Below are 14,497 nucleotides of genomic sequence, written 5' to 3'. Positions count from 1 at the left end.
CCCGCGCCGCGCGTGACCTGTGCCGGTACGCGCCGCCGGACCAGCGCCCCGGGGCCGGGTCCGACCGGCCCGTACTGACGGGGTCACCGCGACGTGGGAATACTCCCCTCCGCACGACCCAGGGTAAAGCAATGCCAAGGAAAGGCAAAGAGGAACTTTACCCGACCCGGGTGATGGAGGGGCGGGAGGAGGCCGGAGGGACCGGACGGCCCGGCGTCAGAGGTGCGGCACGATCGCCGGCATCAGGTCCTGGAACGTGCGGCCCTCGGCGGGCTCACCGATGGCGGTCATCTGCCAGCCGCCGCCCTCACGCTGCACCTTCGCCATGATCTGCGCGGTGTACGCCCCGCCGCCGGTCAGCGTGTACCGGGCGAGCTCCTCCCCGTTCGCCGCGTCGAGCAGGCGGCAGAAGGCGTTCTCCACCTCGGTGAAGGTCTGGCCGGTGAAAGAGTTCACGGTGAAGACGATCTGGTCGATGTGCGCCGGGACGTGCTGGAGGTCGACCATCACGGTCTCGTCGTCCTCGCCTCGGCCGGCGCCGCCGACCAGGTTGTCCCCGCTGTGCCGGACGGATCCGTCGTCGCTGACGAGGTGCTTGAAGAAGACCACGTCCACCGGCTGCTTGCCGGCGAAAAGCACCGCGGAGGCGTCCAGGTCGATGGCCTTGGTCCGGCGGCCGAACAGCCCGCGACGGGGCGCCGCCTGCCAGCCCAGACCCATACGCACGGCCGAGAGGCTGCCGCCGTCGGACTTCCGCAGGCTGACCGCCTGCCCCTTGGACAGGTTGACCGTCACCGTGTGTCCCCTCTCGACGTGTCATCCGCCGTCACCGGCACTCCAGCGCCTGTCCGGCCCTGGGCGGCAGCCTACTTGAGGCCGGCCTCGCGCATCTGCCGCAGTTCCTTCTTGAGTTCGCCGACCTCGTCACGCAGCCGCGCGGCCACCTCGAACTGGAGCGACGCGGCCGCGGCGCGCATGCGCTGCGTCATGTCCTCGATGAGGTCGGCCAGATCCCCCGCCGGGCGGTCGGTGAGGATCTCTCCGTCGGCCTTCCCTCCGCCCCGGGCGGCCCTTCCGTGTCCGAGGTCGGGCACCGGGGCCTTCTGCCCACGGCCCTTCTCCACCGCGCCCTGCCGGTACCCGGTGCCGAGGAGCTCCTCGGTGTCGACGCCCTCGCGGGCGATGTCCGCCACGATGTCGCCAATCTTCTTGCGCAGCGGCTGCGGGTCGATGCCGTTGGCCTCGTTGAAGGCGATCTGCTTGGCACGCCGGCGGTTTGTCTCGTCGATGGCCCTGGCCATCGCCGGGGTGACCTTGTCGGCGTACATGTGCACCTGACCCGAGACGTTGCGCGCCGCACGGCCGATGGTCTGGATCAGCGAGGTGCCGGAGCGCAGGAAGCCCTCCTTGTCCGCATCCAGGATCGCGACCAGCGAAACCTCGGGCAGGTCCAGCCCCTCACGCAGCAGGTTGATGCCGACCAGCACGTCGAACTCGCCGGCCCGCAGCTCCCGCAGCAACTCCACCCGGCGCAGCGTGTCGACGTCGCTGTGCAGATAGCGGACCTGGATGCCGAGCTCCAGGAAGTAGTCGGTGAGGTCTTCGGCCATCTTCTTGGTGAGGGTGGTGACGAGCACCCTCTCGTCGGCCTCGGTGCGGGTCCGGATCTCGTGCACCAGGTCGTCGATCTGGCCCTCGGTCGGCTTGACCACGACCTCCGGGTCGACCAGGCCGGTGGGGCGGATGATCTGCTCCACCACGCCGTCGCCGCGCGACAGCTCGTACGCGCCCGGGGTGGCCGAGAGGTACACCGTCTGGTCGATGCGCTCCAGGAACTCCTCCCACTTCAGCGGCCGGTTGTCGATCGCCGACGGCAGCCGGAATCCGTGGTCGACCAGGGTGCGCTTGCGCGCGGCGTCCCCCTCGTACATCGCGCCGATCTGCGGCACCGTGACGTGCGACTCGTCGATGACCAGCAGGAAGTCGTCGGGGAAGAAGTCGATCAGGGTGTGCGGCGCGGAGCCGGGGTCACGGCCGTCGATGTGCCGCGAGTAGTTCTCGATGCCGGAGCAGGTGCCGATCTGCCGCATCATCTCGATGTCGTAGGTGGTGCGCATCCGCAGCCGCTGCGCCTCCAGCAGCTTGCCCTGCTGCTCCAGGGAGGCGAGCTGCTCGGCCAGCTCGGCCTCGATGCCGCCGATGGCCTTCTCCATCCGCTCCGGACCGGCGACGTAGTGCGAGGCGGGGAAGACGTACAGCTCGCTGTCGTCGGTGATGACCTCGCCGGTCAGCGGATGCAGCGTGGACAGCGCCTCGATCTCGTCACCGAACATCTCGATGCGCACGGCGAGCTCCTCGTAGACCGGGAAGATCTCGATCGTGTCGCCCCGGACCCGGAAGGTGCCGCGGGTGAACGCGGCGTCGTTGCGGGTGTACTGGATGTCGACGAAGCGGCGCAGCAGCGCGTCGCGGTCGATCTCGTCGCCGACCTTGAGCGGCACCATGCGGTCGACGTACTCCTGCGGCGTGCCCAGGCCGTAGATGCAGGAGACGGAGGCGACCACGACGACGTCACTGCGGGTGAGGAGGGAGTTCGTCGCGCTGTGCCGCAGGCGCTCGACCTCCTCGTTGATGGAGGAGTCCTTCTCGATGTAGGTGTCCGTCTGCGGGACGTACGCCTCAGGCTGGTAGTAGTCGTAGTACGAGACGAAGTACTCGACGGCGTTGTGCGGGAGCAGCTCGCGGAACTCGTTGGCCAGCTGGGCGGCGAGGGTCTTGTTCGGCGCCATCACCAGCGTCGGGCGCTGGAGCTTCTCGATCATCCACGCGGTCGTCGCGGACTTGCCGGTGCCGGTGGCGCCGAGCAGCACGACGTCCTTCTCGCCACCCCGGACACGGCGGGCCAGATCCTCGATGGCGGTGGGCTGGTCGCCGCTGGGCTGGTACGGGCTGACGACCTCGAAGGGCGCCACCTTGCGTTCGATCTTGGTCACGGGCCGCATGACACCCACCGTACGGCCCGGCACCGACACGCGCCCCGACGCACGGGGTTCAGCCCTCGGACACCCGTTCGCCGGTTGTGTGTACGACGCAACCGGGAACCTCTCTCTGACAGGAGCACGTGGATCACCGTGTGCTCACGGACGGACGCGAGGAGTCTCCATGGCGATGCGCCCTCTCACCGTGGCAGCCGGTGTGCTGCTGGGCCTGTCCACCCTCTTCCTCTCCGCCACCCCCGCGGCCTCGGCCGCGGGGGTGGCGGCCGCCCTCCCCACCGCGAAGGCGGCGGGGAAACCAGGACCCGACCGGGAGCCGGTCGTCGTCGCACATCGCGGCGCCTCGGCGTACGCCCCGGAGAACACTCTGGCCGCCGTGGACGCGGCGCACGACCTGGGCTTCGCCTGGGTGGAGAACGACGTCCAGCGCACCCGCGACGGCGAACTGGTCGTCCTGCACGACGAGAGCCTGGCCCGCACCACGGACGTGGAGGAGGTCTTCCCCGACCGTGCGCCGTGGCGGGTCGCCGACTTCACCGCAGCGGAGGTGGCGCGGCTGGATGCCGGAAGCTGGTTCGGCGAGGAGTTCGCCGGCGAGCGGATCCCGACGCTGGAGCGGTACCTGCGGCGGGTCGAGGCGAACGGGCAGAGGCTGCTGCTGGAGCTCAAGAAGCCCTCGCTCTACCCGGGCGTGGAGGGCCAGACCCTCAAAGAGCTGGCGAACGAGGGCTGGCTGGACCAGCAGCACGTGGCGCGTCGGCTGGTGATCCAGAGCTTCGAGGCGGAGACGGTGCGGACGGTGCACGAGCTGGCCCCCGAGGTGACCACCGGCTTCCTCGGCACCCCGCCGGCCGCCGAACTGCCCGGCTACGCGGCGTTCACCGACCAGATCAACCCGAACCACTCCACCGTGACCGCGGACTACGTGTCCGCGGTGCAGGCTCTGGAAGGCGCACACGGCAGGCCGCTGGAGGTGTTCACCTGGACCGTGGACGACGCCGCGACCGCCCGCCGGGTGGCCGGGGCGGGAGTCGACGGGATCATCTCCAACGCCCCCGACGTCGTGCGGGACGCGGTGAGCCGCTGACCCCCGGGGCTCTCCCCCTCCTCGGCGGCCCGGGGAGGGGGAGAGCCGCCGCGGCGGAGCGATGTCGGTGGGCCGCCGTACGCTGGCTGCGTGGTGAACGGAGCGGACGAGGCGGACGACAACGGGCCCGGCAGGGCGAGGGAGTGGGGCTGGAGCCTGTTCGAGTCCCCGGTGGGCCCGCTGCTGCTGGCCGCCACCGCGGACGGGCTGGTGCAGGTGGTCTTCCACGCCACCCCGGAGGTGACTCGGCGTGCGCTGGACCGCCTGCGTGCCCGCACCGGGCGGGAGCCCCACGCCGGGAGCTGCGGGCGCGATGCCCCGGGCAACGGCCCGTGGGCCAGGCATCTGGCGTGCGCCGAGCGGGAGCTGGCCGCCTACTTCGCAGGCGGCCTGCGCGTCTTCACCGTCCCGCTGGACTGGTCGTTGACCGGCGGCTTCCACCTGCGGGTGCTGCGTGCCCTGGCAGCGGACGTGCCGTACGGGACAACGGCGGGATACCAGGACCTGGCCGACCGGGTCGGCGAGCCCGGTGCCGCCCGCGCCGTCGGCGTCGCGATGGGGGCGAATCCGCTGCCCGTGGTGGTCCCCTGCCACCGCGTGGTGGAGAGCGGCGGCGGGCTCGGCGGGTTCGGCGGCGGGAGGGAGACGAAGCGGGAGCTCCTCGCGCTGGAGGGCCTACTCCCGCAGCCGCTCTTCTGATCTGTTCATCCGGCCTTCCCGGTGTTCCCGGCTCTGCCGGCTCCGGACGGTCCTCCCGGAGCCCCCTCGGGACGAGGGCCTTCAGCCGAGCCTCACGGGTGCAGGCCGTGGCTCTTCAGGAAGGGGACCGGGTCGAAGCCGGAGCCGTAGGCCGGGGTGGTACGGATCTCGAAGTGCAGGTGCGGACCGGAGGAGTTGCCGGTGCTGCCGGACTGGCCGATCTGCTCGCCGGTGTTCACCTGCTCGCCCGTTCCGACGCCGATCTTCGAGAGGTGGGCGTACTGGCTGTACTTGCCGTTCGGGTGCTCGATCACGATGCGGTTGCCGTAGGAGCCGCCCCAGCCGGTGGTGACGACGGTACCGCCGTGCACGGCCTTCACGCCGGTGCCAGTGGGCACGGCGAAGTCCTGGCCGGAGTGCGTGGCGGACCAGCGATTGCCGCTGTCGGCGAAGCCGGCGGTCTTGGTGTACGGCTTGTCGACCGGGAGCGACCAGGACGGTGCCTGCGCGCGGCCCTGGCCACGGCTCGCCTTCTTCGCCTTCTTGGCCTTCCCGTCCTTGCCGCCACCGGCCTTGTGCTGGTGGCCGCCGTCGCGGGACTGGGCCTTCTTCTCCGCCTGGGCCTGCTTGCCCGGCCCGTCCTTCTTCTCGTCCTTGCCGTCCTGGGCGGCACCGGCCTTCTTCTCGGCCTTCTCGCCCTGGCCGCCCGTGTCGGCCTTGCGGTCCTTCTTCTCCGCGGCGTCGGCCTGCTGCTGGGTGGCGTGAGCAGCCTTGGCAGGGGTGTCCGTCGCGAACATGTCGTCGCCGGCTGCGAGCGCCACGCCGGAACCCAGGGCCAGGGATGCGCCGACCCCGCCAGCGATGACGGCGTTACGGGTGCGCGGGATACGGCCGAGGGCGTCGGTAATCGTGGTGTGCAGGCGCATGGGGTACTTCCTCCGGAATTCGGTGGGGGTTTCCTGGCTCTGCGGACCAGGCCCCACCTTGGTAACCCGCCAATCCGGCATTTCAAAAAGGACCGGTTACTAAGGGGTGCCGTACTCGAAAAGGACAAATAGGACGCGAGGTGGAGGTGCTCGCGGTTTCCGGGAACGGCTCCGCGAGGGACTCCCGGCACGCCACCTGCGCACATCCCCCAGCAGCAGCGGCCCGCGGCCTGCCGCGGCGACGGGGCGAGAGGCCCGGTCGGGGGCAGGCCGGGAGCCCGGGACCTTCGTCCCGGGCATTCCTATGCCGCTTCGTAGAGGCTGTTCTCCTGTGCCTCACCTCACCCGCGGAAAGGCTCCGCCGGTGCTCTTTGTGACGTGCGGCACGGGAATTCTGTGACGTGGCTTACCTGAATTCTGTGACCTGGGGCACCAGGAATTCTGTGACCGGGAGCACTCGGCACCCGGACCCACCCGACAGGTGCCGGACGACCCACTGCGCCGCGGGCCGCGCGCTGGCAGACTTCCGCTGTGACCGACATCCGCGAACCCTCGGACGCTACTGACGCCTTTCCCGCGCCCTCCCCCTCCCCCGCCCCCGTCACGTCGCAGGCCCCGGACGCGGGCGCGCTGCGCGCGGTGCGGCGGCGCACCACGGCGGTGCTGATCGCCAGCCAGATCCTGGGCGGTCTGGGCGTGGCGACCGGCATCGCGCTGGCCGCCGTGCTGGCGGAGGAGGTGAGCGGCTCCGAGGGCCTGGCAGGACTGGCCTCCACCGCGTCGGTGATCGGCACCGCGCTGCTGTCGCTGCCCCTCGCCTCCCTGATGGCGGCGAAGGGCCGCCGGCCCGGCCTCACCCTCGCCTACCTCATCGCCGCCGTCGGCGGCGCGACGGTCGTCCTGGGCGCCACCGCGGACAGCTTCCCCCTGATGCTCTGCGGCATGGCGGCGTTCGGCGCGGGGTCGTCGGCCAATCTCCAGGCCCGGTTCGCCGCGGCCGACCTCGCCGAACCCCATCACCGGGCACGGGCGATCTCCACCGTCGTCTGGGCGACCACGATCGGCGCGGTACTCGGGCCGAACATCGCGGGCCCCGCCGGGGAGAGCGTCGCCGCCCTCGGCATGGGCATACCGGTCGCGGCCGGGCCCTTCCTCTGGGGTTCCGCGCTATTCCTGGTCTCCGCGCTGACCGTGCACCTGCTGCTCCGACCCGACCCGCTGCTCACCGCCCGCGACCTCGACTCCTCGGCCGCCGCCGCGCACGGAGAGGAGGACTCCTCCGGCGGACGACGCGCGGACGAGAGGTCGCTGCGGGCGGGGCTCGCCGCCGTCGCCGCCTCCGCACGGGCACGGCTGGCTCTGGTGACCATCGCCGGCGTGCACACCGTCATGGTGTCGATCATGGTGATGACGCCGGTGGACCTCGGCCACCACGGCGCCGGCATCGAGCTGATCGGCCTGGTCATCAGCATCCACATCGCCGGCATGTACGCCTTCTCGCCGCTCATGGGCTGGCTGGCCGACCGGCTCGGCCGGGTCGCGGTCATCGGGCTGTCGGTCGGTCTGCTGGCCTGCGCGGCGGCGCTCGCGGGCACGGCCGGGGCGGACCACCTGCAGTCCGCCGCCGGACTCTTCGTGCTGGGCCTGGGCTGGTCGGCAGGCCTGGTCGCCGGCTCCGCGCTGCTCACCGACGCCGTACCGCAGGGCGCACGGGCCGCCGTGCAGGGCCTCTCCGACCTGACGAGCAACGCCGCCGCCGGCGCGGGCGGCGCGCTGTCCGGCCTGGTGGTGGCCCAGGCCGGCTACGGGTGGCTCACCGCGCTCGCCGCGGCCCTGCTGCTCCCCGTGGGCGCGACGGCCCTGGCCGTCGCGCTGCGCCGGATGCGCACCCCGGCGTCCGGGACCTGACCGGCCGGGACCGCCGCACCGGCGGCCCCCGACGCCGGCCCGGTCTCAGCGCGGGTAGAGCTGGAACGACACGCCGCGCCGGCCGCCGAAGCTGCCCGCGACACCGCTGATCGCCTCGCCGAGGAACCTCCGCGCGTACGCCTCCGGCTCCTCGTCGCTGAGCACGGTCAGGTACGCCCGGTGCTCCGCCAGCGAGGCGACGGCCAGCTCCACGGATCGTTCCGAGACCTCCTCGGCGTGCGTCGCGTGCGGGGAGGCCGCCACGGCCACCCAGCGCACGCCGCCCCAGGGCTCCAGCCCGCTCTCCTCCAGCTGCTCACGGAAGATCCACCGGTTCCCCGCGTCGCCGACCGCATCCAGCACCGCGCGCCCCACCGCCCGGTGGTCCGGCGTGTTCCACCATGTGCCGCCGAAGGTGTCGTGGTGATTGAGGGTGATCACCAGCTCGGGCCGGTGCCGCCGCACCGCTGCCGCGAGGTCGCGGCGCAGCGCCATGCCCTCCTCGATCACTCCGTCGGCGTGGTCCAGGAACTCCACCTCGCGCACCCCCACCACCGAGGCACTGGCCCGCTGCTCGCGCTCGCGGACCCGGGCGGCCTCCTCCGGCGCCATGCTGTCGATGCCCGCCTCGCCGCGCGTGACCAGCAGGTACGTCACCTCACGGCCGGCCGCGGTCCACTCGGCGACGACGGCGGCCGCACCGTACTCCAGGTCGTCGGGGTGTGCGACCACCGCCAGCGCACGGGACCAGTCCCGCGGCATCGGCTCCAGCTGCCGTACCTGCTCGCCGACGACGGCGTCCTCCTGGCTCATCGCGTCCCTCCGTCAACCGCTTGCGCCGCATCACTCAAAGGCTCGGTCATCCTGCGCACGCTATCGCCAAACGGGTTTCGAGCGGGGAAAATGCCCAATCACAGACATCACGGCCGTCATGCGCCGGGGCACGCCCGGCCGCCGGCTCCCCCGGACCAGCCGTCAGACGCAGGAGACCCCGTAGCAATGCCCACCGCCGTCCCCTCCCACAACCGCTCCTCGCTGGCGCACCGCCTGCGCTACGCCGCCCGCCACCCTCAGCGCGTCGTGCCGTACCTCCGCCGGCACCTGCGGGACTGGCGACTCCAGCGTCGGTCCGGCGGAAACCACATCGCCTACTACCGCGCCGTGATGAAGTCCGACACCGCGCGGAACCCGCTCGGCGCCGTCGGCACGCCGTCGCAGGAGCGGTGGAACGCTCTGGGCAGGATGCAGTTCGACTACCTGGTCGGGCACGGCCTGAAGCCCGGTGACCACATGCTGGAGATCGGCTGCGGCAACCTCCGCGCGGGACGCCACTTCATCGACTACCTGGAGACCGGCCACTACTACGGTGTGGACATCTCCCCCGACATCCTGCTCGCCGCGCAGCAGACGGTGGTCGACCACAACCTCCAGGACAAGCTGCCGCACATGACGCTGGTCGACGACATGCGGCTGGCGCACCTGCCCGGGGGCCGCTTCCGGGTCGTGCACGCGCACAGCGTCTTCTCGCACTCGCCGGTCCACGTCATCGAGGACTGCTTCCGCCACGTGGGCAGGCTGCTGGCGCCGGGCGGGTTCTTCGACTTCACCTACAACCGCACCGACGGCACGGAGCACGACGTGCTGCGGGAGGACTTCTACTTCCGCCCGGCCACCCTGATCGCGCTGGCCGAGAAGCACGGTCTGGCCGCGCGCACGATGGACGACTGGGACGACCTGCCGCACAAGCAGTCCAAGATCCGGGTCACGCTCCCGGCGCCGGTGGAGGCGGCCGGGAAGAGCGAGGAACGGGCGCAGACCCCCGACGGAGACGGGGAGCCCAGCGGCAGCCCTGCCTGAGACGTCCGCCCGGTTCCGCCCCGGCTGCGAGCCGCCCGGGGCGGGCGGGCCGGCTGCTCAACCGGCCCGGAGCGCGGCCAGCCGGGCGGTCAGGGTGTCCACGTCCTGGTAGGTCATGCCGAGCAGCGCCACGTGCTTCCAGGCGACGGTGCCGTCCGGCGCGACGAGGAACACCGACCGGCGCAGCCCGATGCCGGGCGCGGCCACGCCGTACGCGCGGGAGACGGTGCCGTCGGTGTCGGCGAGCAGGGGCATCCGCAGGTCGTTCTTGCGGGCGAACCGCTCGTGGCTGTCGACGCCTTGCGGGCTGATCGCCCAGACGCTCGCGTCGAGTTCCTCGAAGCGCTCCAGTCCGGAGGAGTAGGAGCACAGCTGCTTGGTACACACGGCGGTGTCGTCGCCGGGGTAGAAGGCCAGCACCAGTGGACGTCCCGGTGCCCCGTCGACGGTGTAGTCGGCGCGTACGAAGGCCGCTTCGGGCCCTTCGCCGCGCAGGACGCCGCCGGGCAGGCTGAACTGCGGCGCCGGGCCGCCGGTCTCGGCGGGCTTCGCCATGTGGACTCCTGGAGGTGCGGGGCAGACGCCCGGCAGGGCGCCCTCCGTCACGCTACCGGCGGGTCACTTCCCGTCCGGCCCCCGGGGCCGGACTTCCGGACCGCAGGGCCGTCGTCGCCGCCCGGCGCGCCGCCGTCGTCGGTGGCGCCGTCGTCGGGCGCGGGCTGCGGTTCGGCGTGGACGTGCGGCAGCACGCGGTCCAGCCATCGCGGCGCCCACCAGACGCGGCTGCCCAGCAGGTTGAGCACCGCGGGCACCAGCAGCAGCCGTACCAGCGTCGCGTCGACCAGGACGCTCACGGCGAGCCCGAGGCCGAGCATCTTCACCACGATGTTGCTGCTGAGCACGAACGCGGCGAACACGCTCACCATGATCAGCGCGGCGCACGTGATGACGCGTGCGGTGATCTCCAACGCGTGCGCGACACTCGCTCTGCTGTCGCCGGTGCGCAGCCATGCCTCGTGGACGCGGGAGAGCAGGAAGATCTCGTAGTCCATGCTGAGCCCGAAGACGATGGCGAACATCATCATCGGGACGTAGCTCTCCACCGGGACGGTGCCGGACACCCCGAGCGCGGGCCCGCCCCAGCCCCACTGGAAGACGGCGACCACGACGCCGTACGACGCGCCGATGGACACCAGGTTGAGCACGGCCGCCTTGACCGCCACCAGGACGCCGCGGAAGACGGTGAGGATGATCAGCAGCGCGAGACCGACGACGACGGCGATGATCAGCGGCAGCCGTTCGGCGACGATGTCGCGGAAGTCGGTCTGGCCCGCGGTGGTGCCCGTGACGTACCCCTGTGCGTCGGTGCCGGCGACGGCCTGCGGCAGGACGGTGTCGGTGAGGCGGTGCACCAGGTCGGTGGTGCCGGCGCTCTGCGGCCGTTCGGCGGGGATGACCGTGGCGGTGAGCACGTCGCCGTCCTGCGTGGGCTGCAGGGTACTGACGGCGGCAGCGCCGGGCAGGCCCTTGAGAGCGGAGGAGACCTTGTTCTCCAGACCCGAACGGTTGCCGCCCACGACCCCGCTCTGGTCGACGACCACCGTCAGCGGGCCGTTGACGCCGGCCCCGAAGGCGTCGGTGACCAGGTCGTACGCCCGCCGGTCCGTGTAGGAGGTGGGGTCGGCACCGTCGTCGATGTGGCCGAGGCGCAGCGAGAAGAGCGGCACGGTGAGCACGGCCAGGACCACGAGGCCGGCGGCCAGATACCGCCACGGACGCCGCCCGACGCGGAGTGCGTACCGGTGCCAGAAGCCGCTGGACGCGTCCGCGCCGGCCTCGGCCACCGGAGTGCGCACGTGGAAGCGGTCGAGGGAGCGGCCGGCGAGTCCGAGCAGGGCCGGCACCAGGGTGAGCGCACCGAGCACGGCGGTGACGACGGTGACCGCCGCGGCCGCCCCGAGTTTGCCGATGAAGCCCACCCCGGAGGCGTTGAGGCCGGCGAGGGCGACGATCACGGTGGTGCCGGAGACCAGCACGGCCCGGCCGCTGGTGTGCGTGGCGCGACCGGCGGCGGCGACCGGGTCGGCGCCGTCCATCAGGTCCTGCCGGTGCCGGGTGAGGAGGAAGAGCGCGTAGTCGATGCCCACGCCCAGGCCGATCATCGTGGCAAGCGTGGGCGAGACCTGGGCGAACGTGGTCGTGGCCGCGATCAGTCCCAGCACGCTGAGCCCGACCAGCACCGCGGCGAGGGCGGCGACCAGCGGGACGGCGGCGGCCAGGACGCTGCCGAATCCGATGAGCAGCACGACCACCGCGACGCCGTAGCCGATGGACTCACTGGCCAGGTCGGCCACCTCGGGCCGGGCCAGTTCGCCGAGCGAGCCGCCGTACTCGACCTGCACACCCGCCTGGCGCAGCGGCTCGACGGCGTCGTCGACGCCGTCGAGGTAGCCGTCGCCGAGCGAGGCCGGGTTCTCGTCGAAGGTGACTGTGACGTAGGCGGTCCTGCCGTTGGGCGAGACCGGGCTGAGCGGGGCGGACGGAGTGCCGTCGGCCTGGGGCTCCGGCGCGGTGAGGGGGTTCTGCGCGGAGAGCACGTGCGGCAGCCCGCCGAGGTTCTTCACGACGGTGGCGACCTGCTGCTGGTGCCGGGAGAGCTGCTGCCCGTCGTGCAGCACGACGAGGGAACTCTGGCCGCCGCGGTCGGGCTGGTGTGCGCGGAGGACGTCGAGACCCTGCTGGGACTGGGAGTCGGAGAGAGTGAAGTCGTCGGCGTACGACCCGCCGAACGCGCTCTGCGCGGCGTGCAGCCCTCCGACGGCCGCGAGCCATCCGAGGAGCACGACGACGCAGTGCCGGGCGCACCATTCCCCCAGCCGCCGCAGCCGCCCCTTCCGGGGTGGTGCCGGGGGCCTTCTTCGCGCCGCGGGGCGACCGGTGGACACTCTCGTACTGTAGGTCCGCCCTGCGCACCGGGCACCCGGTGACGGCCGGCCGGGTGGTGCCCCGGGCCGCGGCCGCGACGGGCCGTGCGGGGTCCCCGCCCGCACCTACGATGGCGGGGAGACCGGCAGCGGAAGGACGGGGAGGCCGCCATGGCCAGCAAGCGCGTGATCGTCTCCGGGAAGGTCCAGGGCGTCTACTACCGCAACGACTGCCGGGCGGCGGCGGTCGAGCACGGGGTGCGCGGCTGGGTGCGCAACCTCCCGGACCGCACGGTCGAGGCGCACTTCGAGGGCGACTCGGACGCGGTGGAACGGCTCGTGGCGTGGGCCCGGCAGGGCCCGCCGGCGGCACGGGTGTCGGACGTGCGGGTCTCGGAGGCCGAGCCCGAGGGCCTGCCGGACTTCGAGGTCCGGCCCACCCCGCGCGGAGCGCGGTGACGGACCGGCACGCGCTCCGGCTGGGGGCGTACGCGCGGTGGGACGAGCGGAACACCTTGGCGGAAGCAGGGTTTCCGGGGGAGGATCCGGACATGCAGAGTGAGCTCTTCGCCTCCGAGAACATGGCGCAGCCGGCGACCGCGCCCGGGATGACCCGACAGAACTCCAAGTCCCTCAAGTACGCGGTCAACGGGGAGTGTTACGCGCGGCAGGGCGCGATGATCGCCTTCCGCGGGAACCTCCAGTTCGAGAGGCAGAGTCAGGGGGTCGGCAATTTCATCAAACGCTCGGTCACCGGCGAGGGCCTGGCGCTGATGGCCGTGCGCGGGCAGGGCGAGGCGTGGTTCGCGCACCAGGGCGCGAACTGCTTCATCGTCGACTTCGCTCACGGCGACGCGCTCACCGTCAACGGACGGAACGTGCTCTGCTTCGACGCCTCGCTGAGCTACGAGATCAAGATGGTCAAGGGCGCGGGCATGGCGGGCGGCGGCCTCTTCAACTGCCTCTTCACCGGCCAGGGCCGGCTCGGCGTGGTGTGCGACGGCGACCCGATCGTCATCCCGGTGTCGCCGCAGGCGCCGGTCTTCGTCGACACCGACGCGGTGGTGGGCTGGAGCGCGGCGCTGCACACCTCCCTGCACCGCTCGCAGAGCATCGGTTCGATGATCCGCGGCGGGTCGGGCGAAGCGGTCCAGCTCAAGCTGGAGGGCGAGGGCTTCGTCGTCGTCCGCCCCAGCGAGACCCGTCCCGCGGGCCAGGCGGCCTGACGGCACACCCGTGGTCGGCGCGGGCGGGAGCGGCCTCAGCGGTGTTCGGGGTTCTCGAAGCCGGGGCGGCAGCCGGCGTCCCACTCGGTACGGCGGTTGCCGTAGGCCGGGACGCCGCCCGCGGCGCGCAGCATGGCCGCCGTGTGCAGCAGGTTGAACGTCATGAACGTGGTGTTGCGGTTGGTGAAGTCGTTCGCGGGTCCCCCGGATTCGGGGTCGAGGTAGGAGGGCCCGGGTCCGGCTTCGCCGATCCAGCCGGCGTCGGCCTGCGGCGGGATCGTGTAGCCCAGGTGCTGGAGGCTGTAGAGCACGTTCATCGCGCAGTGCTTGACGCCGTCCTCGTTACCGGTGATCAGGCATCCGCCGGCGCGGCCGTAGTAGGCGTACTGCCCGGCGTCGTTGAGGAGGCTGGAGCAGCCGTACAGCCGCTCGACGACGCGCTTCATCACCGAGCTGTTGTCGCCCAGCCAGATGGGTCCGCACAGCACCAGGATGTCGGCGGCCAGCACCCGGGGGAACAGGTCCGGCCAGGCGTCGGCCGCCCAGCCGTGCTCGGTCATGTCCGGCCAGACGCCGGTCGCGATGTCGTGGTCCACGGCGCGGATCGTGTCCACTTCGACGCCGTAGCGGCGCATGATGCCCGCGCTGAGGTCGATCAGCCCTCCGGTGTTGCTGACCTCGGGCGACCGTTTGAGGGTGGCGTTGACGAAGAGCGCGTGCAGGCCGGTGAACCGGCGCACCGCCTCCGCGTCGGCCTCGTCGGCTCCCGCAGCCGCCCCCACGCCCGTGCCCGAGTCGTCGTGCCCCACGCCTGACCTCCGTTCGGCGGCAGCCGTCCGCCCGGTGGCGCCGGCCTCCGGGCCCAGCCTGCTGG

Annotated in this window: 13 protein-coding genes; 6 read left to right on the top strand and 7 right to left on the bottom strand. The window is 72.2% G+C overall.

The window, feature by feature from the left end:
- Positions 1 to 216: 216 nt before the first annotated feature.
- Together E4198_RS21985 and uvrB are read right to left on the bottom strand one after the other, a co-directional pair.
- Positions 217 to 795, bottom strand: a complete 579-nt coding sequence (locus E4198_RS21985) for a TerD family protein (protein ID WP_136184675.1) — start codon at positions 793 to 795, stop codon at positions 217 to 219.
- A 71-nt stretch (positions 796 to 866) separates the two neighbouring features.
- On the bottom strand, positions 867 to 3,002 hold the full coding sequence (gene uvrB, locus E4198_RS21980) for an excinuclease ABC subunit UvrB (protein WP_136184674.1): 2,136 nt from the start codon (positions 3,000 to 3,002) through the stop codon (positions 867 to 869).
- A gap of 160 nt (positions 3,003 to 3,162) precedes the next feature.
- On the opposite strand from uvrB, the gene E4198_RS21975 reads away from it, so the two are divergent.
- A complete protein-coding gene (locus E4198_RS21975; protein WP_136184673.1) occupies positions 3,163 to 4,083 on the top strand; it encodes a glycerophosphodiester phosphodiesterase family protein in 921 nt (306 codons plus the stop codon).
- A gap of 90 nt (positions 4,084 to 4,173) precedes the next feature.
- Positions 4,174 to 4,782 (top strand): methylated-DNA--[protein]-cysteine S-methyltransferase, encoded by a 609-nt coding sequence (locus E4198_RS21970; protein WP_210732880.1) that lies wholly within the window; start codon positions 4,174 to 4,176, stop codon positions 4,780 to 4,782.
- 92 nt (positions 4,783 to 4,874) lie between these two features.
- On the opposite strand, the gene E4198_RS21965 is transcribed toward E4198_RS21970, so the two are convergent.
- Positions 4,875 to 5,708 carry a peptidoglycan DD-metalloendopeptidase family protein gene (locus tag E4198_RS21965; protein ID WP_247597792.1) on the bottom strand — a complete coding sequence of 278 codons (834 nt, stop codon included), beginning with the start codon at positions 5,706 to 5,708 and terminating at the stop codon, positions 4,875 to 4,877.
- A 630-nt stretch (positions 5,709 to 6,338) separates the two neighbouring features.
- Here E4198_RS21965 and E4198_RS21960 point away from each other — a divergent pair.
- Positions 6,339 to 7,616 (top strand): MFS transporter, encoded by a 1,278-nt coding sequence (locus tag E4198_RS21960; RefSeq protein WP_247597971.1) that lies wholly within the window; start codon positions 6,339 to 6,341, stop codon positions 7,614 to 7,616.
- Between the two features lie 45 nt (positions 7,617 to 7,661).
- Here E4198_RS21960 and E4198_RS21955 read toward each other — a convergent pair whose 3' ends face one another.
- A complete protein-coding gene (locus E4198_RS21955; protein WP_136184672.1) occupies positions 7,662 to 8,429 on the bottom strand; it encodes a PIG-L deacetylase family protein in 768 nt (255 codons plus the stop codon).
- Positions 8,430 to 8,615: 186 nt separating this feature from the next.
- Here E4198_RS21955 and E4198_RS21950 point away from each other — a divergent pair, with 186 nt between their 5' ends.
- The gene (locus tag E4198_RS21950) at positions 8,616 to 9,473 is read left to right on the top strand and encodes a class I SAM-dependent methyltransferase (RefSeq protein ID WP_136184671.1); all 858 of its coding nucleotides are present in this window, start codon (positions 8,616 to 8,618) and stop codon (positions 9,471 to 9,473) included.
- A 57-nt stretch (positions 9,474 to 9,530) separates the two neighbouring features.
- On the opposite strand, the gene E4198_RS21945 is transcribed toward E4198_RS21950, so the two are convergent.
- Together E4198_RS21945 and E4198_RS21940 are read right to left on the bottom strand one after the other, a co-directional pair.
- On the bottom strand, positions 9,531 to 10,028 hold the full coding sequence (locus E4198_RS21945) for a peroxiredoxin (protein WP_136184670.1): 498 nt from the start codon (positions 10,026 to 10,028) through the stop codon (positions 9,531 to 9,533).
- 47 nt (positions 10,029 to 10,075) lie between these two features.
- Positions 10,076 to 12,418 carry an MMPL family transporter gene (locus tag E4198_RS21940; RefSeq protein ID WP_136184669.1) on the bottom strand — a complete coding sequence of 781 codons (2,343 nt, stop codon included), beginning with the start codon at positions 12,416 to 12,418 and terminating at the stop codon, positions 10,076 to 10,078.
- A gap of 150 nt (positions 12,419 to 12,568) precedes the next feature.
- Between E4198_RS21940 and E4198_RS21935 the strand changes: the two genes are divergently transcribed.
- Positions 12,569 to 12,856 (top strand): acylphosphatase, encoded by a 288-nt coding sequence (locus tag E4198_RS21935; protein WP_210732879.1) that lies wholly within the window; start codon positions 12,569 to 12,571, stop codon positions 12,854 to 12,856.
- A gap of 92 nt (positions 12,857 to 12,948) precedes the next feature.
- Positions 12,949 to 13,623: an AIM24 family protein gene (locus E4198_RS21930; RefSeq protein ID WP_136184668.1), complete on the top strand. Its 675-nt coding sequence runs from the start codon at positions 12,949 to 12,951 to the stop codon at positions 13,621 to 13,623.
- A 35-nt stretch (positions 13,624 to 13,658) separates the two neighbouring features.
- Here E4198_RS21930 and E4198_RS21925 read toward each other — a convergent pair whose 3' ends face one another.
- On the bottom strand, positions 13,659 to 14,363 hold the full coding sequence (locus tag E4198_RS21925) for a flavodoxin family protein (RefSeq protein WP_136185546.1): 705 nt from the start codon (positions 14,361 to 14,363) through the stop codon (positions 13,659 to 13,661).
- Between the last annotated feature and the right edge of the window lie 134 nt (positions 14,364 to 14,497).

This window comes from Streptomyces sp. RKND-216, from assembly GCF_004795255.1.
In the GTDB taxonomy this organism is placed as follows: Bacteria; Actinomycetota; Actinomycetes; order Streptomycetales; family Streptomycetaceae; genus Streptomyces; species Streptomyces hazeniae.
Note: the sequence above shows the minus strand (reverse complement) of the source record. Positions and strands in the feature narration are given on the sequence as shown.

Coding starts and splice junctions, on each gene's coding strand:
- E4198_RS21965 (WP_247597792.1), bottom strand. CDS start 5,708: ATGCGCCTGCACACCACGATTACCGACGCCCTCGGCCGTATCCCGCGC.
- E4198_RS21950 (WP_136184671.1), top strand. CDS start 8,616: ATGCCCACCGCCGTCCCCTCCCACAACCGCTCCTCGCTGGCGCACCGC.
- E4198_RS21945 (WP_136184670.1), bottom strand. CDS start 10,028: ATGGCGAAGCCCGCCGAGACCGGCGGCCCGGCGCCGCAGTTCAGCCTG.
- E4198_RS21955 (WP_136184672.1), bottom strand. CDS start 8,429: ATGAGCCAGGAGGACGCCGTCGTCGGCGAGCAGGTACGGCAGCTGGAG.
- E4198_RS21930 (WP_136184668.1), top strand. CDS start 12,949: ATGCAGAGTGAGCTCTTCGCCTCCGAGAACATGGCGCAGCCGGCGACC.
- E4198_RS21935 (WP_210732879.1), top strand. CDS start 12,569: ATGGCCAGCAAGCGCGTGATCGTCTCCGGGAAGGTCCAGGGCGTCTAC.
- uvrB (WP_136184674.1), bottom strand. CDS start 3,002: ATGCGGCCCGTGACCAAGATCGAACGCAAGGTGGCGCCCTTCGAGGTC.
- E4198_RS21975 (WP_136184673.1), top strand. CDS start 3,163: ATGGCGATGCGCCCTCTCACCGTGGCAGCCGGTGTGCTGCTGGGCCTG.